Source organism: Rufibacter glacialis (genome assembly GCF_008271745.1).
Classification (GTDB): domain Bacteria; phylum Bacteroidota; class Bacteroidia; order Cytophagales; family Hymenobacteraceae; genus Nibribacter; species Nibribacter glacialis.
Window position 1 is genome coordinate 152,109 of sequence record NZ_VKKZ01000023.1, and the last position, 18,350, is coordinate 170,458.

Consider the following 18,350-nt stretch of genomic DNA (forward strand, 5'->3'; position numbering starts at 1 on the left):
ATTATCATCTTGGCAGGATTTAACTTTTCAAGGGCTTTAGACTCTAAGCAATATGAGTGAATATTACATGAACTGGGGGGAATGAATGAGGCAACAGATGAGCAGATCTTGTTTTTGTTTCAGAACCCAGGCACCAAAGACAAGGGCTTTACCTTGTTGATGGACCGGTACAACCGCCGTATTTACTGGCATATCCGGCGGCTGGTAGTTGCCCATGAAGACGCACAGGACCTGCTGCAGGAAACTTTCATCAATGTGTACAAGCACCTGCACACTTTTAACGGTGACAGTAAATTGTATACTTGGCTATACCGGGTAGCCACGAATGAGTGCCTCCGGTTATTTAAGGAACGCAAACGGTTTTTGGGCTCTTTTGAGGAAATCAGCGAGAAACTGGTAGATACCTTACATGAGAACAGCACCCTGGAAAGTGATCAGGTGTTGGTGCGCTTACAGGAGGCTATCCTACGATTGCCAGAGAAGCAGCGGCTGGTGTTTACCCTTCGGTATTATGATGAGTTGCCTTATGAGGAAATAAGCAAGATCCTGGACAGTTCCGTGTCTTCGCTTAAAACCAATTACCACTTGGCCAGCAGTAAAGTCAAGGCATTTATGATCAAAGAAGCATGAAAGAAGAATTTGATTTGGATAAACCCCAGAAGCCAATGCCTTACCAGGTGCCTCCTGGTTTCTTTGAAGGCATAACGCATGCCACTCTTAAAGAGGCTAAAAGGAGAGAGGCTGCCACTGCTACCCCTAAATCTGCCTTCCCCTGGCAAATTTGGGCTATGGCCGCAAGTGTGGCGGTGCTTTTGGCGGTAGGTTATTTTCTTTGGGCAGACGCACCCACCACCCGCCAACCTATTGCCAAGGCAGGTGGGCAACATGCCCCTGTAGCGCGACATGAAGCTAAACCCGTGTTAGCTCCTCCGGTAACGCCTAAAGCACAGAAGAAAATTGAGTCTAAACCCGAGGCAGCAATGGCCCAGGAAAAAGCTTCGAATCGGGAACCAAGGCTTGCTACAAGAAAATTGGAAGCTGGACCAGAAGAATCATTAGATAATCTTTTAGCCAGCCTTTCTGATGAGGAAGTGGCGGAGTTAGCTGCCATTGCGGCCTCAGAGACCTACGTTTACGAAGAAAGCCTCCAATAATGAAAGTTTATAGAACCTTGATGCTGCTAGGGATTGGTTTGCTGCTGGTAGTTTCCGGCCAGGCCCAGGACCTCAGAAATAATCCTCAACTACAGGAGCGCCTCACGCAAGTGAAATTGCGCGAGATCCAGAAAACCCTACTGCTGGAGGAGGAAAAGATGAAAGCGCTCAGCCCTATCTACAGGCGGTATGAAAGCGAGGTGAATAGCATCCACCTCGCCCGTCAGGCAAGGCCTAAGGGCACCAGCCTCCAGAGCCTTTCCGCAGAGGAAGCCGATAAGCTGGTGGCGCAGCAGTTAGACAATGCCGTGAAGCTAAGTACCATCCGAAAGAATTATTACCCAGAATTCAAGACGGTCTTAACAGCACAACAGGTCATGACCTTATTTAAGGCAGAAGCGCAGATCAGAAGGCGCGTTATGCTGGAGATGAGAAGGCGAATGGGGAATAGAGCAAAGTAAGGACTTTGGCATCTTTCCGTTTAGGGGCTGATTTTATTTAAAAGCACCTTAAACGAGACCTAGCTTCTTTTTATCCTGCGGGAAAAGTAAAGTGAAAGAATCTCTCTGCCTGAGGAAGTTGCCCCGAATGCGACTTCCCCGCTTTCAGGTTTTAGTTGGTTCCAGTTGTAAGTTCTCTCTCTTTGGTGGGGTAGTAAGTTTTCTTTACCAACCTGATTAAATAATTTACCATCAGGAGGGAAAGAGCATAAGGCTTGACCTGAAGGAATTAATATTGGTCGGTGGCAGGTAAAATATTCAGGGAAAAAGGCTTGGTAGAGGTAGGCCAAAAAAAAGCCTGCCGGTGACAAGCCGGCAGGCAACAGACAAACAACAAAAAAACTGAAACAAAATACTAACTTCCGCATGGGGGATACAGAAGACAACTCAAAAACTAATATCGAATACCTGGATGACCAGTTAAAGAATCAAATTCAAAGGTTCCTAAAAAGAAGCCGTCTAAAACAAACCCTTCAGAAGAAGGACGGTTAGCGAAAAGAGGAGCTATCCCTGCGATACTGGCAGAATGGTTTTCTACCCTCACCAACCCTGTAGGATAAGTCTGCCCACCTGGCTTCTTAGTAGCCATCAACATCACCTTTGGTGAAGCCTGCTTGTAAGCATTTATAAAACTTATCCCTGTAACACTCATTTCCTTTTGCTCTTTATTATGATACAATAATACTGGGTGTGATGAGCGTAAAATAGGAAAGGGTTTAGTAGTAGGTAACTATAAAATAAACCATATCACCTATAATTTATAAAAGAAAAACCCACTATAAGGCTTTGTTAAAGCCTTATAGTGGGTTTAATAAGGATGAGTAATTAATAGATAAGCTTATTTTGTAACAGATGCTTGGGTGCTCCGGGCGGAAAATCTGTTCCCCAATGTCTGCAGACTTAGGATGCTGAAAAGAAGGGTAATGGCGGGGAAAAGGAAAATCCACCAGGCTTCATAAGAATACCGTGCGTTGGCCAATAATTTCCCCCAGGAGGGTACATCTGCCGGGATTCCAATACCTAAATAGGCCAAAGTAGACCCTATGCCTAACAAGCCAGAGGCTGCAAAGCAAAAATTAGTCAAAATTGGTCCTTTGATGGAAGGCCACAAAAACTGAACGAATACCTTCCGGAAGGGAATTCCTAGAGCGCGGGTAGCCTCATAATAGGTTTCCTCCTTCAGTTGTAATACACTGGCCCGGGCAATACGGGCAGGCAGTACCCAATACGTAACGCAAATCCAACCCATCAAACTATAGAGGGAGAAGGGAGTGAAGGCACTCAGGATGAGTAGAAGGAGCAATTTGGGTAAGGTGGACCAAATATTTATTATTTTCAACAAAGCTCCTTCTATAGGGATGGCTACTTCATTTTTCCCTCTTTTTAGGCCTTTTGGCACCTTCATACCCCATAACAGGAACAGCAAGAAAACTAAAACTCCCTCATAACCATACCTAAGGTAGGATAGGGAATAGGTGGTAATCGCCCAGTTTACCGCACCCTTGAAATAGAAATAGAGAAAACCCAAGAAAAGAAGGACCAGTATTTTCCAGAGGGAAACTTTGAGTCCTGAATTACCTAAGATTGCCGCACTGGTCCCGGCCACCACCCCCAGTAAAGTAGCCAGAGAAAGTGGCGGAATGGCCAGAAGCCAAGCGGTGCGGCAACTGAGTAAAAGATAAAAAAGTAAATCGCGGCCTAAATGATCTGTTCCCAGAAGATGGGCCACGGAGGTAAAGGGAGGCAAAAACGCCCGCTCCGGATGGGCCTGAGGTTCCTGCCCGAAGAGCGTGATGGCTTGAGCAGCAAGTGCTGCGCCTGAAAAAAGAAGAAACCAGGTAAGAGACAGTTTTTCTCCCCTGGTAAATGTCCGCTTTTTGATTTCTTTCCCCATGCCAGCTGCTTAAATCGTTTTCATGCGTGGGTCCAGAATATTCAGGGTGAAATCTGTTAATGCTACTATGGCTAACCGGAACAGCAATAACAGAAGTGTGAGGCCTACCATCACCGGATAATCCGCGGTAAGAATAGAATTGGTGTATAGGCTGCCAATACCGTGTAAGGAAAAAGTGATTTCCACTACCAATACACCAGCCACCAAACTTATAATTACCTCACTGATAATGGTAAGAGTAGGAGCTAAAGTGTTGGGAAGAGCATGCCGCCATAGAGTTCTCTTTGGAGATAATCCCTTGCCAATGGCTGTACGGTGATAAAACCTGTCCTTTTGCTCAATTAACCCTCGGGTGAATTGTAAGGAAAGGTGGGGGATCACAAACAAAGCAATGCAAAGGCTGCTCAATAAGAGGGCAGGGTCCAGAAGCAAATGCCAAGGGGTAGAAGATCCGTCTGGAGGCAAAGAAGAAGAAAGCGATCCCCCAAAGGCCAAATACACAGCAAAGATGGCCAAGGCAATAAGAAACCCAGGAATACTGTCAAGTATGTACAGGAACTTCTGACACACCTGGGTGAAGAGAGAACCGGGGTTCTGGGAGAAGTGAATCCCGGCAAAGAACGATACCAATAATGCGGTGGCGAGGCCTGTCAGGGCCAGTAAAACCGATACCTGGAAAGCAGGTTTGATTTTGTCTAAGACAGGGGAATGATCCTGGGTAGAGATGCCTAGGTTTCCTGAAAAAAGGCTCTTCAGCCATTGGTGGTAAATATTATTCGTTCCTTCCCAACTCAAAACCGGGAAAGAATAATAGACAGGGGCCGTGGCTTTTTGGAGAGTCTCCCAGGCAAGCTCTAGTTTAGAACCCGATTTGGTAAAACCGGCCGGAAAAAGAGTAGAAGCCTCCTTTGCTTCGGGCGAAAGGGAGGTGGCTACAACCTGCACAGCCCAGGCATTTAATAATTCTCGGTGTTTACGTTTTTCTGTTGGGGTAGCTTGCTTCACCCACGCCTGCCATAAGGAAAAGAAAGCCAAGGTGGGGGAGGCGCCATGTTTCCTTAAGGCAGCCGTTGCCCAAAGGGCATCTTCCGGAGGAAATGCGAGTGCCTTTGCCAATGACTCACCATAAGAAGTAATGCTGCTGTAGAATAACGGCAGGTGCAACCCCATCCTTTTCAAAAAGTCCCCTCTGATCCTTTGAAGGGTTTCCGCATTGGTGCTTCCGTAGACTGCTGCATCAGCTTCCTGCATTCCCTTGGGAGATCTGGCTGCGGGTAAGAGTTGGCTCAGTAAAAAAACGAAAGAAACAGTAAACCAAACGGTCAGGAAGAACCTTAGCAGCTGCAGGCAGACCTTTTGAAAGGACATGGAAGTTTATTTCTTTTTTACGAACCTGGTGACATCATACCCCGGTTTGATGCCTGACACCACCACGGAGTCGATTTGTTTGGAAATCGCCATTTTGTTCTGGAGGAAATATAAAAAAATCAAATTGCTTTCTTCCTGCATCTTTTCCTGGAGTTTTTTCAGAAGCACTGCCTTTTCAGCTGGATCTTCCTCTTTTGCTATCCTCTCCAATAACTCATCCGTGGCCGGGGTGCCGAACCCTGTCACATTGGCCCCGCCCGTATGAGTGTTTGAAGTATGGAAAAGATGAATAAAATTATAAGAATAAGGATTCCCTACCAATGTTCTTATAAACAAATCGTAATCTCTATTATTCAGCTTTTCCCCAATCTGACTGCTTTCTAAGGCTTGAAGATTAATTTTAATTCCTAAAGACTGCGCATTTTGTTTAAATAACAACGCAATATTTTCAGATTCTGAATTGCCTCCCCTATATAATAAGGACAAGGTTAATGTTTCATCATTGCGGCCATTCTTTCGTTTCCACCCGGCAGGTGTTTGCTTCCATCCTGCCTTATTTAAAAGACGGTGCGCCTCCTTCACATCAAAAGGAAAGGGTTTAAGATTGGTATGGTAATATTGTTTCTCATGGGGATGTACAATACCTACGGTAGAGTTTGCAAATCCCCCTTGTAATACTTGGATTAGTTCTGGGATATTTACGAGGTGGGCTAAAGCCTGTCTTGTTAGGTTATCCTTTAAATAACTTTTATTTCCATTTATACCTATAAAAGCTAAATCATAAGAAGGAGAAGAATAAAAGTTAAATGCTTGATTGTATTTTTTATCCTTCTTCATTTCAATAAATGGAACAACAGGAATATTATCCATCAGATCCAATTGTTTTGTCTTTAAAGCAAGCAAAGCAGCCGCATTATCAGGAATAACTTGAAAAACTATTTTTGAAGGTTTGGAATTAAAAACAGATTTGCCTTTGCTGACTTTGTTGCCCCACCAATTACTTTTTTTATCAAGTATCAAGATTTGGCCGGTTTTCCAATTGCTGAGTCTGTAAGGCCCACTGCCTTTTACAAAGGAAGTGTCCCTTGCCATTGCTTTTTGGTTGATAAAGCTGGCATATGATTTAAATGTATTTGAGGTAGCCAGGGAATCAAATTTATCCCTGACTAATTTCAACGGTATAGAAGAGAGTACACTATTTGGGTCAAATATGTAGGCAGGAAGTACAAAGAAGTCTCCTGCCATCAATTTCATTTCTGTTGAATATCCTGAACATACAATTGTCAATCGTTTTGGATGGGAAGAATAAAGCTTTATGTCCTTGATAAAATCAAATTGTGCTCTCCATCGCTCATTGTCTAAAAGAGGGCTGTGGATTAATTTCAAAGATAAAGCCACATCATGCGCCGTAACAGGTGATCCGTTATCCCATTGTGCTTCTGGCCTAATTTCAAATGTGAAATAAGACATCGAATCCTTTCTTTCAATAAGAGGCAACTCGGCCGCCAATAAGGGCTGTATGGATTTATCCTTTAGTTCAGTAGCTAAAAGGCTTTGAAACAGATAATTCAGGATTTGAATTTTTGGTGCACTCCCTGGACTTAGGGGGTGAAGTGATTCAGGGTCTTGGGCTAACCGGATATTAATAGCTGGTTCCTGAGTGGGAGCTGTACACGATAACAGCCAAAAAAATATAATGCCAAGGCTGTTTGCGCAGTAATTTTTCATAGAGAGCAAAAGGTTTAGGCATATGCCCTGCTCAATATTACTAAACTTGCCTCAAATAGCCTTGGCCTTTTATATCGCTTGATAAGATAATAAAACCCTCTATTTTAAAGAATAAGTTGTATCTGCCTCTTTATTAGTCTCTTGTGTCCCAAGTGCCAGATCCGCCATAACCTGTCTCACCAGGATTTGTTTCTCCTGTAACTGTTGATGTGCTTTCCGAACTTGTAGTAGAATTGGTGGAGTAAGCAGAAGTGGTGCCTACATTATTATCAGAGGCTTTCTGTTCAGTTGTGCTTCCAGTAAGAAGAGACAGTTGCAATAAAAGGGCGAGTAATAAATCTATCATGGTTCCTTAGGTTTAAAGTACACCACAAAAGTGGAGGGTTTGAAAGAGGTTTTAAAGGAAATATTATGTATTTTCGTAACTATAAATATTATGTATAAAAATATAATAAAAGCAATAAAAAATGTTTACTTAAACGGTAATCCCCTTTTTGCATAATGTTTGTTTTAGATTTTTTATAGTATAATCAATACCATGAATATCTATAAATTTAGAATTTTTGCCATTAATAACAATAAATGTTTGAAGGTTCCCCATATATAAATCTTATATATATTATTAATGGAAGAATTAATTAAACTAGTCCAAATAGTGGAAAAGAGGATTGGGCTGCCTTCCCACTTATTTTCCAAAAAGTCAAAAGAACTTCGGTTGTATCAAGAGATAGCATTAGGGAAGATAACTAATGATTCCTCGGCTAATTCCCTTTTATATACTGATTCTAAAGAAAAAGGGGGACTGAAAATGATCAAATCCCGATTAAGAAGGAAATTGATGAACCAACTTTTTCTTGTGGGTAGCAGAAACGAACAAATGCAGGTTTCCCATACCGTAGAGCAAAGTTGTTTAGCGAAACTTCTACAGGCAAGAGTACTGATTGATGCCGGAGGAAGTGACCTTGCTCTGCCATTGCTCAAACAAGCTTTATCTAAAGCCACTGAATACGATTTTAATTACATTGCCTCCTTATGTTTAAGGGCTTTAATACAAGCTTTTGTTAACCTTAAGGAAAAAGCTTTGTATTACAAAGCTGTTGAGCAGCTTACTGAGATAATGCCCAGGGTTGCTGCTGATCAAGAATCAGAAATGTATTTCTCTGAGGCAAACATTGAGCTCAGCCATTCTATAGCAGCAAGAAAAGCCTACCTGTCCAAAATCGATGAAGTTCTAGCCAATATGCACACCATTTGGCAAAGAGCAAAAACGTTTGAAACCTTCCATTATTACTATAGAATTTCTATCTGGTTACATGAATTAATTGGCAACTTTGATGAAATTGTTCACTTAACTAATAATTCAGAGGCAGTACTTAAAGAGTATAAAAGTGCAGCTAAGAGGTTTGATCACCGGTATAATAAGTTTATACAGGTATATGCCCACCTAAGGGCGAAAAAGTTGGAGGAAGGGTTGGTGCTGGCAAATCAATACCTGACTTCTTTTAACCAATCCAGCAATAACTGGTTTGCCTTCATGGAAAATTATATTTTACTGGCCATCCATGCAAGGAGATATGAGGTAGCCTATATGCTGCTACACCAGGTTCAGGCGAATCCTTTTATTAAAAAGATAAACAAACTGGCTCAGGAAAGATGGACCTTGATTGAAGCCTATTTACAATTCATCTCGCCTCAAGAAGAACAGCCGGTGAAATGGCAAAGCCTATTGTACAGCGCCCCTACCTACAGTAAAGACAAAGAGGGCTTTAACGTGGCCATCCTGATTCTGCAGGTGATGTATTATCTGAAAATTGAAGACTTTGAGGCCTTAGAATACAGGGTAGATTCTTTGAAAAAGTATGCCCAACACCATTTCAAAGATGTGTTCAGTGAACGAAGCCGGCTATTTTTCAAACTGTTGACGGTATTGGTCCGTTCAAATTTCGCCTATGCTACCACCCAGAAAAAAGGGCATTCTATCTTTCAGAAGCTCCAGCGTACCCCAACCCCAGGTGATGCCTATGCAGAGATTGAAATCATTCCCTATGAACATTTGTGGGAGTTGACCTTAGAGAAAATCAAAGCCTCTTCTTTATTCGCAAAGTAGTAGGAGAGGCAGGCCCTCTTATTTTGGCCCTTGTTTTGGAAAAGGAAACGAAAACCGTACCTCCCTTTAAAACTTCCAAAGAGCTTTTTCCGCTTGATGAGAATTTTTGGGCATAAAAATTAGAACTGGATTCTGTACCCCAAATAAGGATAGATGCCCAACTGGTAGTATTTCTTGGCTCTGTTCTCTTCCAAATCCCACCCGTAGAACAACTCATTTTTGTTATTAAGAATGTTGTCTGCGGCTGCAAACACCCAATGGGTTGTTTTTTGGGTATTAAGCTGGTAGGAAAGACGGATATCTGACCTGAAATAATTCCTTAGTTGGGGTAGGTAGGCATTCTCCACATCGTAGTAGATTTTATCTGTTTGCTCATTCAGGGTCTTTTCTTCGTCAATGGGAACTACCCGTTTACCGCCCGCATAATTGATTCTTAAATCAAAGGAAATGTTCTGCCGTTCCTCTGGGTCTAACTTGAATTCTTTTCCTATTAAGAGGTTTGATATGAACCCAATGCTGAACGCCGTGGGTCTTAAGACTCCATCCCCGCCGGTGAAGTTTGATTTTAAGAGGGAAAGGTTGCCCAAGGTATAAAAGCCTTTCTGTAAAAAACGCTCTGCGGTAAACTCCACCCCGTAATTTCGGCCCGTGCCCTCGCTCACCACGCTATCCACCGTCACAAAGTTGTAGTCTGTGCCTATGTTCAGCATGGAGAAGGCCTCTTCACCTTCCCGTTTACTAACGGGCACTTGGTAATGGTATTGGTAGTAAGCTTCGGCCTTCAGGCGCCAATGGGTGTTGACATTGTAGTTATAGCCTACTACGGCCTGCCGGCTTCTGGTGAAGTCCAGTTTATTGTAGGGTTGGTAGAACTCAGGCTTTTCCTGGGAGAAGAACTTGTATTCATAGTACACCAGGGGCTGGGTTTGGCTATGGAGGCCCGCCGCCAGGTACACCTTCTGGTCATCAGTGACATAGTAATCCACCGCTACCCGGGGTTCTATGGCAGATCGCTTTCCAATGGAGAACCGTTGGGTATATAGCCCGGTCTGGACATCCAGCCGAGGGGAAAGGGAATACCTGGCTAAAACAAAGCCTTGTAAAAGGGCGGCGGCCCCTTGGGCATCTAAGGGAATCTCATATACATCCCGCTGGTCCTGGTATCGTATCTCCTGGTTGTTGTAGTACATTTTCTGCCACGTGATACCCCCCTTGAATAAGAGGCGGTACGTGGGCTTGTGCGTGATGTTGAACCGGGTAATCAGCTGTTGCTCATAGTTGCGCAGGTAATAAGAAAGCCTGGAGCTAAGGTTGCGGTAAGTGGCAATGCTCGTGGCCTCCACCTGACTTCCTGAGGTGGAGACAATCATTTCCGTCACCGTTTTAGGTAGCCCGGAATAGGTATGGTGCACACCGAAGGCATACATCTGATTATTCAAGGTAGGCTCTAAGCGGTATTTTACCTTTCCCCACGTGGTGGTGTCTTCATCAATATCATAGATGGTGATATTGCTGCTGCCTGCTATGCCCCAGGTAGAGAACTTTCCTGCTTTGGGAGTGGGCAAAACTAACTTGAAAGAACCATCCTGGTACCTGGGAAGCCCATCATACCCTATGTCCACCCCCAGCTTTTCCAGCGGACGGAACGTGAATAGTCGCATGCTCCCTAAGAACGAGCCGCCCCATTTTTTCACCAAGGGTCCTTCCGTCACCACTTCCATGCCGTTCAGGCCTAATTGCAGGGTGTTCTCTACTTTTTTACTGTTTCCTTCCCGCAGTTTGATGTCCATTACCGCCCCAATCCGGTTGCCGTATTCGGCAGGGAAAGCTCCCGTCAGAAAATCTGAGTTGGCCAACAGGTTGTTGTTCAGGAGGCTGAAGGCGCCTCCGGTGTTGGGGGTAAAGGTGAAGTGGTTAGGGTTGGGTATTTCCACACCTTCCAGCCGCCAAAGAACGCCCAGGGGCGAGTTACCCCGCACAATAAGGTCGTTCCGTTGGTCAGAGGCGCTGGAAACCCCCGCATAATTGGCCGCCATCCGGCTAGGGTCTTGCCGCGATCCGGCAAAACGGTTGATCTCCTCGGTCCTGAGCGTGTGCACGCTGGAGGAGATGAGCAGGTTCTGGGGCAAGGTTTTGTCACGCTCCCCAACCACCAAAACCTCTGATTGCTCCAGGAAATTTTCCTCCAGAGGAATGGTGAGCACCGTTTCTTTTCCAGACACCACCATAAGGTTGGTGAAGGAGCCGTTCTTATAGCCCAAGTACCTTACTTCAATAGAGTGCCGGCCTATGGGCAGTTGCTCCAAGACGAAGGAACCATCAATGCCCGTGCTGGTAGCCCTAGCTGGGTCTACAGAATGGAGGATGACTGAGGCGCCAATCAAGGGAGTCTTGAGTTCGGCGTCCACTACCTTGCCCCTCAGCGTTTGGGTAAAGGCTTTCAAGGGTGCTGGTAAAGGTTTTCCTGGTTTTGGCTTCAGGACGATTTGCTCACCAATGATCTGAAAAGTAAGGTTAGCGCAGTCGCAGAGATTCTCCAGCGCCTTTTCTAGAGGCACTGCGGTGGCACTACAGGAAATAGTCTTTTGTAAGGGAAGCTGGCTGTTGCTGTAGGAGAATTTGAGAGAATATCTTTTCTGTAGGTCAAGTAAGACAGATTCCAGCGATGTTGCTTTATAAGAGAAGGTAATAGTCTCTACGGAAGGCAATTCCTGCGCCGCTGATCTCAGGCAAAGGAGGACCAGAAAAAGGGAAGTAAGGTATATGGAAGCTTGTCTGGGCAAGGCCTGAAATTTTGGTGGATGACCATCAGCAAGAGGCAGAATCTTGAGGGGCTAATTTCAGTAATTTAAGCAGGACTTACAAAAGCCACTCATAAGTTTACCATACTTAAAAATAAGTAAAATGCCGTTTTAAGACCAATCCCTATTTCGGCCTAGCTTTAGGAAAATGGCCCTTAAACCAATTTATCTAAAGAATGAGCCTTGGAAAGGGAAAACAAAGAGATTAAAAAATAACCTCAAAGGTTACAGTAGGTTTAGAAAGAGGGCGGGAAATCTAAGGGCCTTTTCTTAAACTACTTCACCTCTAAGTTCCTAGTTATCATTGAGAATCTTTCCAGACCCAGAAGAATAGGTTGTCAAGGAGGAGGGGTGCCCCCGGTAATAAATGTTCCCGCTTCCTGACACTGTTGCGTCGAGCACTTTGGTGACCCAGATGTGCTGGTGCCCTGACCCGGTGGAAATGGCTTTGGCGGTGTCTGTCTGTAGAAAATAGCCAGAGATTTTCCCAGACCCGCTGGAGATGGACTCTAAATAGTGGGCGGTACCAGTTAATTCTATTTCGCCGGAGCCCGTTTGCAAAAGGCTGATTCGGTTTGCGCTGCCAGAGTAGCGTAACGTACCAGAACCGGATACACTAAGCCGAAGCTTTTGCGAAGAAGGTACCGCTTGTACCCGTACCGTGCCGGCGCTTTTTAGTTCTATATGGTCCAGGTCAGGAAGGGAGACATAAATGGTGACGTCTTCGTTGTCATATTCAAGGCAAGAAGCTGACCGTATCACCAGGGTGGAGCCCATGACCTCGGTGGTAATCTCCGGCAGCAGGTTGCCAAAGCCTTCCAAACTCACCTCTGTTTTGGATCCTGCTGAAACCACCACATTCCCCTGTACCCGCAAGTCAATCCCTTTGAATGGGCTTACATCCCGGGCCTCCTTTTTAGTGGCGCCTTTGCCTTGGAGGCAGGGTCCGGAACCTAGAATGTCACAAGAAGCCAAGAAGCTTAAAGAGCAAGCAAGTAAAAGAGATTGGATAAAAGGTTTTAAAAGCATAATCTGGAAAACTAGCCAAAAATGGCTTTAGGTACTATTGGCAGCCTTTCCCTTCAAAGGAGTAGGTGCCTTCTTCTTTTTTAATGATTTTTACCTCAATGGAGGCTTCCAGCACCGCTAATACTTCGTGAAGGTCTGGGTTTTCAAACGTGCCGGTAAAGGTGCAGGCTAACAGTTTCTTTTGTTGAACCTGGATGGAGACCTTAAAGTATTCCTCCAGGGCCTGCGTGACAGCTTCCAAAGAAGAGTTCTGGAACGTAAGTGCGCGCCAGGTAGGCGCCGCTGATGGAACGGTGACTTTTTTGTCTATCCGGCCAGAGGCAGAAAGGTAACCCGTGTACCCTGGGGTAAGTAATACCTCCTGCTTATCATTCAGGGAGGAAAAGGAAACTTTCCCGGTGAGCACGGCCACAGAAACGGCTGGCTCTCCTGAAATAGCCTTCACGTTAAATGAAGTACCCAAGACTTTTGTTTGGGCAGGTCCGCTTTTCACCACAAAGGGCTGCTGTGGATTCTTTTTCACGTCAAAGAAAGCCTCTCCTTCTAGTTCCACCACTCGTTCTTGCCCTGAGAAGGCTGTTTGGTACTTAAGGACTGAGTTTCCGTTCAAGGTGACCCGGCTGCTGTCTGGCAGGAAAAAAAGCTGCCGCTGCCCTGAGGCGGTAGCTACCTGAGTCCAGGCAGCTGTGGGGGAAAGCTGGAGATAGCCCAGCCAGGCCAGTCCGGCGGCCACTACCAGGGCCGCGGCGTATTTCAAAAATGGAAACTTCTGTAAAAAGGTGGTCTCTGTGTGGGCGAAATCCGATGCGTCGCTTTCTGATTCCCTCGGAACCAAAGGAATGACGTTAGCGGAAGGCGCTATCTCATTGGAGGCACAGAATTTCTCCCAGGCAACCTGTAGGTTAGGCTGGAAGGAGAGGTTTTGTTCAGTGCCTATTTCCTCCCACATCTCCAGCGCCTCGGTCCATTGCTGGGCGTGGGCTTCTTCTTTCTGCAACCAGGTCGCAAATGTATGTTGTTCTTCTTCAGAAAGTTCTCCACGCAAAGCTTTGGCCATCAAAACCCATTCTTGGTTTTCGGGGGAGTCCAGGTTTGTATGTGTCATGTTTGGTTTGTGTCGTGGTGTCTGTAAGACAGGGCAGGGCGGTAAAACCCCTATGCCTTGCCATAAAAAGTTATAATAAGGTCATGAAGGGAATTTTCTACCCAAACCTGGCCAGGAAGGCAGAAGTGATAAGGAAGAGCAGGAGGTGTTCCCGCAGAATACGGAGGGCTTTCCCCATCTGATTCTCAATGGTTTTTGGGGAAAGGTGCAGTGAGTCAGCTATTTCTTTGTAGGTAAGCTCTTCAAAGCGGCTCATTTCAAAGATCAACCGGCATTGGGGTGGTAAAGCGCTGAGGGCCTTGTTGATACGTTCTTCCATTTCAGTGCCTGCTAGAAGGTCCATGGTCGTGTTGGCCGACATGGTCGCTTCATACGGCAAAGTATCCTCGGCCAGTACTAGCCGCTTCTGCTTCTCAATATAGTTCAATGCCTGGTTGGTGACCGATCGCACCAGGTAAGCTTTGTAAGAGGAGGTGACGTCCAGCACCTCACGGTTCTGCCAGATTTTACAGAAAACTTCCTGTACCAGGTCTTCCGCGGCTTCTGTGTCTTTGGTGAAACGCACCGCTGTCCGGCACAATACCGTATAGTATTGCTTGAACAGCGTTTCCATGAAAAGCGCCTCATTGGTTTTGAGCAGCGCATGGAATTCATGGTCCTGGGTAAGTGGAAGAGTACCCATAAAAACTTCATTAGAGTGTACTGCAAAGATAAAAGAACCTGCAAGCCATCCTATATTATCTGACTGAAATCAAACTTTCCTGCGTATAATTCTACCAATATTGCTTAATTAGATTCCTTAACCATTCTTAATCTGGGCATTCCTGCCGACATGATGCAAACTTCTACCATCAATGACCCTAAAGTGATGAGAGCCTGGTGCTTTTATGACTGGGCCAACTCTGTGTACTCGCTGGTGATCACCACCGCCATTTTCCCTATCTACTATGTCGCCCTCACCAAAAGTGAAACAGGAGACATGGTCAGTTTCTTCGGGTGGAATATTTCCGCTTCGGTGCTCTACAGTTACGCCTTAACGGGGGCCTTTCTCACCATAGCTTTCCTAAGCCCTTTGCTCACGGCCATCGCTGATTACGGCGGCAACAAGAAGGCCTTCATGCGCTTTTTCTGTTATATGGGCTCCTGTGCCTGCATGGGCTTGTTCTTCTTTACTGAGGCCACCTTTTCCCTGTCCATCCTGCTTTTCATGATCGCCGCTATTGGGTACAGCGGCAGTATTGTTTTCTACAACGCCTATTTACCGGAGATAGCCACCGAAGAGCATTTTGACAAATTGAGCGCCCGTGGTTTTTCTTTGGGTTACATTGGGAGCATGATCCTTTTGATTCTTTCGCTGGCGCTGGTTCTGTTTCCTGAGGTGGTGGGCATTGAAGATTCTGGTTTGCCGGCCCGCATCTCTTTCCTGTTCACCGGACTCTGGTGGTTTGGCTTCTCCCAGTATTCGTTTGCGTACCTGCCCAACAATACCAAACCCAAAGCGAAGGAAGGAAGCTACCTCTTAAATGGGTTCAGGGAACTTGGTAAAGTTTTTAAACTTCTCAAAGGCCTGCCCTTGCTCAAGCGGTTTCTGGTGGCCTTCTTCTTCTATAATATGGGCGTGCAGACGGTGATGTACGTAGCCTCTCTTTTCGGGTCAAAGGAATTGAACCTACCTGATACCGCGCTTATCACCGTGCTGCTGATTATTCAGGCGGTGGCCATTGGGGGGGCGTACTTCTTCGCGTGGCTTTCTGGCCGGATAGGAAACACCATGGCGCTCATGTGGGCGGTTTTGGTGTGGGTAGGTATTACCATTGGCGCGTATTTCGTGACCACCGGCAACCAGTATTATGTGCTGGCTTTTGTGGTAGGGGCGGTGATGGGAGGAGTACAGGCACTTTCCCGGTCCACCTACAGCAAATTGCTGCCTGAAACCAAGGACCACGCCTCCTTCTTCAGTTTCTATGATATCTGCGACAAAGTTGGCCTGGCCCTGGGAACGCTGGCCTTCGGGATAACCGAGCAGATTTTCGGGTCTATGCGCAACAGCATCCTGACTTTGTTGATCTTCTTTGTGATTGGCCTCGTGCTGCTCTTTTCCATCAGGACCAGAAAACTAAGCCCTGTGGTGGCGGCGGCGGCCGTGTAGCTGTAACAGGTTAAAAACAGAAAAGGCCACCGGTTTAGGTGGCCTTTTCTGTTTTTAACCTGTTTTCAGGAAACAGATAGAAAAACGTTACGGTTGCCCGAATACTTTTTTCCCGCCCAGGTAGGTACTTACCACCTTCACATCTCTGATGGCTTCTGGCTTGATGGTCATGATGTCCTGGTCCAGGATCACAAAATCAGCTACCTTGCCAGGTTCCAGGCTGCCTTTTTGCTTTTCCTCGAAGTTAGCGTAAGCGGCCCAAATGGTGGTTCCCTTCAAAGCCTCTTCGCGGTTCAAGGCATTCTCCATCTGGAACCCTTTAGCTGGGTAGTTCTTAGCATCTTGCCGGGCCACAGCCGAGTGGAAACCATACAGCGGATTGATATGCTCCACCGGGAAATCAGAACCCAGCGGAATCATGTTGTTTTGCTCTAACAAGGCTTTAAACGCATAGGCGTGCTTCACCCGGTCAAGGCCCAGCCGCTCGCCTGCCCAGTACATGTCAGAGGTGGCGTGGGTAGGTTGTACCGAGGGAAGGATGCTGTACTTCCCGAACAGGGGAACGTCTGCCGGGTTTACCACCTGCGCGTGCTCTATGCGCCACCGCCGGTCGTTCTTTCCTTTGAGCAGGTTTCCGTAAATCTGCAGGATAATCCGGTTAGCTGAATCCCCGATGGCGTGGGTGTTCATCTGGAAGTTGTGTTCATACAGCTGGGCCGCCAGGTCTTTGTATTCCTGCTCCGTTTCCAGCAAGAACCCGGTCTCAGTAGGCCGATCGGTGTAGGGGTGCAACAAACACGCGCCTCTAGAACCCAGAGCCCCGTCGCCGTATACTTTGAAGGAGCGCACGGTGAGTTTATCTGTGAGGTAAGGACCGTTTTTGAAGTAATGGTCTTTGTTCTCCTGGCTGGGAGTGAGCATGGCGTACACCCGCAGGTTCAGCTCGCCTTTCTTTTGCAGCGAGTCAATGAGGTGGACGGCGCTTTTAGAAAGCCCGGCGTCTACCACGCTGGTCAACCCTACCGCGAACAGGTTCTGTTCTGCCTGCTTGAGCATCTGGGTCAGTTCTGGGGTGGAAGGCGAAGGGATTTTGGCCACTGCCTGGTTCACGGCATTGTCTACCAAAATACCGGTCATTTGGCCGTTCACCACTTCCACTTTGCCGCCCGTCATTTTTGATTGGGCGGTGATGCCCGCCAAGTCCAACGCTTTCTGGTTCGCCAGGGATGCATGGCCGTCAATGCGTTCAATCAATACCGGAACATCTGGGAACAGAGCGTCTAAGGTGTCTTTGGTAGGGAACTGCTTTACCGGCCAGTCATTCTGATCCCAGCCGCGGCCCGTGAGCCAGGCTGCCTTCGGGAATTCCTGGCGGTGAGCCTGCAGCCGCTGCACTACCTCGGCAAAAGAGGAGGTGCCCACCAAATTCGCATCGCGCTGGTTCATGGCATACCCATAATAATGGGCGTGCGCGTCTATGAGCCCGGGGTAGACCGGCTTGCCTTGGGCATCTACTTCCTCAGAGGCCGCATATTTTTTCAGGAGGCCTTCTGAGGAACCTACCTCTACTATTTTCCCGTCCTTTACTGCCAGGGCCTGGGCTTTTTCAAACCCATCATTCACAGTGTAAACAGTGGCATTGTACACCAACAAATCTGCTTTTTCCCCCTTGTTGCAGGAAGTGAAAAGGAAGAGGCCCAGCAGTGCCGCGCCTCCCCAGGGAGTCCATTTTTTAATCATAGCGCAGGTGTTTCACAGATTCCCCGGAGTCACGCAATTCCAGCAAGGAGTCAATGCCAATCTGGAGGTGTTTGGTGACGTAATCCTGGGTGATGCGGAGGTCGCTTTCCGCGGTTTTCACGCCGTCTGGGGTCATGGGGTTGTCAGACACCAAAAGCAAGGCCCCGTGCGGGATGTCGTTCATGAAGCCTACCACAAAAATGGTGGCGGTTTCCATGTCTACGCCCAGCGCCCTAATGGAACGCAGGTACTCCTTGAATTCCTCGTCATGCTCCCACACGCGGCGGTTGGTAGTATACACCGTGCCCGTCCAGTAGTCCATCTCGTGCTTCTTGATCATGGACGAGACCGCCCGCTGCAGGCGGAAGGAGGGAAGGGCCGGAATTTCAGGCGGCAGATAGTCATCAGAGGTTCCTTCGCCCCGGATGGCAGCAATGGGGAGGATCAAATCACCCAACCGCGACTTTTTCAAGCCCCCGCATTTGCCCAGAAACAGCGCCGCCTTGGGCTTCACCGCCGAAAGCAGATCCATAACGGTGGCCGCCATGGCGCTCCCCATCCCGAAGTTAATGATGGTGATGTTTTGCGCCGTGGCGGTTTGCATGGGTTTGTCGGTGCCTTTGATCTCCACCCCAAACTGGTCGGCAAACATGACCACATAATTGATGAAGTTGGTCAGCAGGATGTATTCACCAAATTCATTCAAAGGCCTCCCCGTGTACCGGGGAAGCCAGTTCTCCACAATTTCCTGTTTGGTTTTCATAGTGTTATTTTT

17 protein-coding genes and 1 pseudogene are annotated in these 18,350 nt (G+C 46.8%); 5 read left to right on the forward strand and 13 right to left on the reverse strand.

Annotation, left to right across the window (positions count from 1 at the left end; translation table 11 throughout):
* Window positions 1-81 precede the first annotated feature (81 nt).
* From FOE74_RS16650 to FOE74_RS16660, 3 genes are read left to right on the forward strand one after another with little or no spacing between them, the layout of a single operon-like run.
* The gene (locus FOE74_RS16650; protein WP_149099769.1) at window positions 82-630 is read left to right on the forward strand and encodes an RNA polymerase sigma factor; all 549 of its coding nucleotides are present in this window, start codon (window positions 82-84) and stop codon (window positions 628-630) included.
* A complete protein-coding gene (locus FOE74_RS16655) occupies window positions 627-1,154 on the forward strand; it encodes a hypothetical protein (RefSeq protein ID WP_149099770.1) in 528 nt (175 codons plus the stop codon). The genes FOE74_RS16650 and FOE74_RS16655 overlap by 4 nt, the downstream gene beginning before the upstream one ends.
* Window positions 1,154-1,615 carry a hypothetical protein gene (locus FOE74_RS16660; protein ID WP_149099771.1) on the forward strand — a complete coding sequence of 154 codons (462 nt, stop codon included), beginning with the start codon at window positions 1,154-1,156 and terminating at the stop codon, window positions 1,613-1,615. The genes FOE74_RS16655 and FOE74_RS16660 overlap by 1 nt, the downstream gene beginning before the upstream one ends.
* 59 nt (window positions 1,616-1,674) lie before the next feature.
* Here the strand turns inward: FOE74_RS16660 and FOE74_RS16665 are convergent, their stop codons facing one another.
* From FOE74_RS16665 to FOE74_RS16690, 6 genes are all read right to left on the reverse strand, one after another.
* Entirely contained in the window at window positions 1,675-2,022 is a 348-nt protein-coding gene (locus tag FOE74_RS16665) for a hypothetical protein (RefSeq protein ID WP_149099772.1), read from the reverse strand.
* A 26-nt stretch (window positions 2,023-2,048) separates the two neighbouring features.
* Window positions 2,049-2,333, reverse strand: a complete 285-nt coding sequence (locus FOE74_RS16670; RefSeq protein ID WP_149099773.1) for a hypothetical protein — start codon at window positions 2,331-2,333, stop codon at window positions 2,049-2,051.
* Between the two features lie 159 nt (window positions 2,334-2,492).
* On the reverse strand, window positions 2,493-3,548 hold the full coding sequence (locus FOE74_RS16675) for an ABC transporter permease (protein WP_149099774.1): 1,056 nt from the start codon (window positions 3,546-3,548) through the stop codon (window positions 2,493-2,495).
* Window positions 3,549-3,557: 9 nt separating this feature from the next.
* Window positions 3,558-4,493 carry an ABC transporter permease gene (locus FOE74_RS16680; protein WP_188686923.1) on the reverse strand — a complete coding sequence of 312 codons (936 nt, stop codon included), beginning with the start codon at window positions 4,491-4,493 and terminating at the stop codon, window positions 3,558-3,560.
* A gap of 429 nt (window positions 4,494-4,922) precedes the next feature.
* A complete protein-coding gene (locus FOE74_RS16685) occupies window positions 4,923-6,644 on the reverse strand; it encodes an ABC transporter substrate-binding protein (RefSeq protein WP_149099776.1) in 1,722 nt (573 codons plus the stop codon).
* Window positions 6,645-6,777: 133 nt separating this feature from the next.
* Window positions 6,778-6,990 carry a hypothetical protein gene (locus FOE74_RS16690; RefSeq protein WP_149099777.1) on the reverse strand — a complete coding sequence of 71 codons (213 nt, stop codon included), beginning with the start codon at window positions 6,988-6,990 and terminating at the stop codon, window positions 6,778-6,780.
* Window positions 6,991-7,269: 279 nt separating this feature from the next.
* Between FOE74_RS16690 and FOE74_RS16695 the strand changes: the two genes are divergently transcribed.
* Window positions 7,270-8,751, forward strand: coding sequence for a hypothetical protein (locus tag FOE74_RS16695; protein WP_149099778.1), 1,482 nt, complete (start codon window positions 7,270-7,272; stop codon window positions 8,749-8,751).
* A 119-nt stretch (window positions 8,752-8,870) separates the two neighbouring features.
* On the opposite strand, the gene FOE74_RS16700 is transcribed toward FOE74_RS16695, so the two are convergent.
* The 5 genes and pseudogenes from FOE74_RS16700 to FOE74_RS16715 all read right to left on the reverse strand — a co-directional run bounded on the left by FOE74_RS16700 (window position 8,871) and on the right by FOE74_RS16715 (window position 14,368).
* Window positions 8,871-11,195 carry a TonB-dependent receptor gene (locus FOE74_RS16700; RefSeq protein WP_188686920.1) on the reverse strand — a complete coding sequence of 775 codons (2,325 nt, stop codon included), beginning with the start codon at window positions 11,193-11,195 and terminating at the stop codon, window positions 8,871-8,873.
* A gap of 48 nt (window positions 11,196-11,243) precedes the next feature.
* Window positions 11,244-11,534, reverse strand: a pseudogene (locus tag FOE74_RS21750) (DUF4974 domain-containing protein); the annotation flags it as partial.
* 312 nt (window positions 11,535-11,846) lie between these two features.
* The gene (locus FOE74_RS16705) at window positions 11,847-12,527 is read right to left on the reverse strand and encodes a head GIN domain-containing protein (protein ID WP_188686916.1); all 681 of its coding nucleotides are present in this window, start codon (window positions 12,525-12,527) and stop codon (window positions 11,847-11,849) included.
* An 88-nt stretch (window positions 12,528-12,615) separates the two neighbouring features.
* Window positions 12,616-13,686: a FecR family protein gene (locus FOE74_RS16710; protein WP_149099781.1), complete on the reverse strand. Its 1,071-nt coding sequence runs from the start codon at window positions 13,684-13,686 to the stop codon at window positions 12,616-12,618.
* A 97-nt stretch (window positions 13,687-13,783) separates the two neighbouring features.
* Window positions 13,784-14,368: an RNA polymerase sigma-70 factor gene (locus tag FOE74_RS16715; protein ID WP_149099782.1), complete on the reverse strand. Its 585-nt coding sequence runs from the start codon at window positions 14,366-14,368 to the stop codon at window positions 13,784-13,786.
* A 150-nt stretch (window positions 14,369-14,518) separates the two neighbouring features.
* Between FOE74_RS16715 and FOE74_RS16720 the strand changes: the two genes are divergently transcribed.
* The gene (locus tag FOE74_RS16720) at window positions 14,519-15,835 is read left to right on the forward strand and encodes an MFS transporter (RefSeq protein ID WP_308422724.1); all 1,317 of its coding nucleotides are present in this window, start codon (window positions 14,519-14,521) and stop codon (window positions 15,833-15,835) included.
* Window positions 15,836-15,922: 87 nt separating this feature from the next.
* Here the strand turns inward: FOE74_RS16720 and FOE74_RS16725 are convergent, their stop codons facing one another.
* Entirely contained in the window at window positions 15,923-17,575 is a 1,653-nt protein-coding gene (locus tag FOE74_RS16725; RefSeq protein ID WP_149099783.1) for an amidohydrolase, read from the reverse strand.
* Window positions 17,568-18,338, reverse strand: coding sequence for an AMP nucleosidase (locus FOE74_RS16730; protein ID WP_149099784.1), 771 nt, complete (start codon window positions 18,336-18,338; stop codon window positions 17,568-17,570). Before FOE74_RS16730 ends, FOE74_RS16725 begins: the two co-directional genes overlap by 8 nt.
* Window positions 18,339-18,350 lie beyond the last annotated feature (12 nt).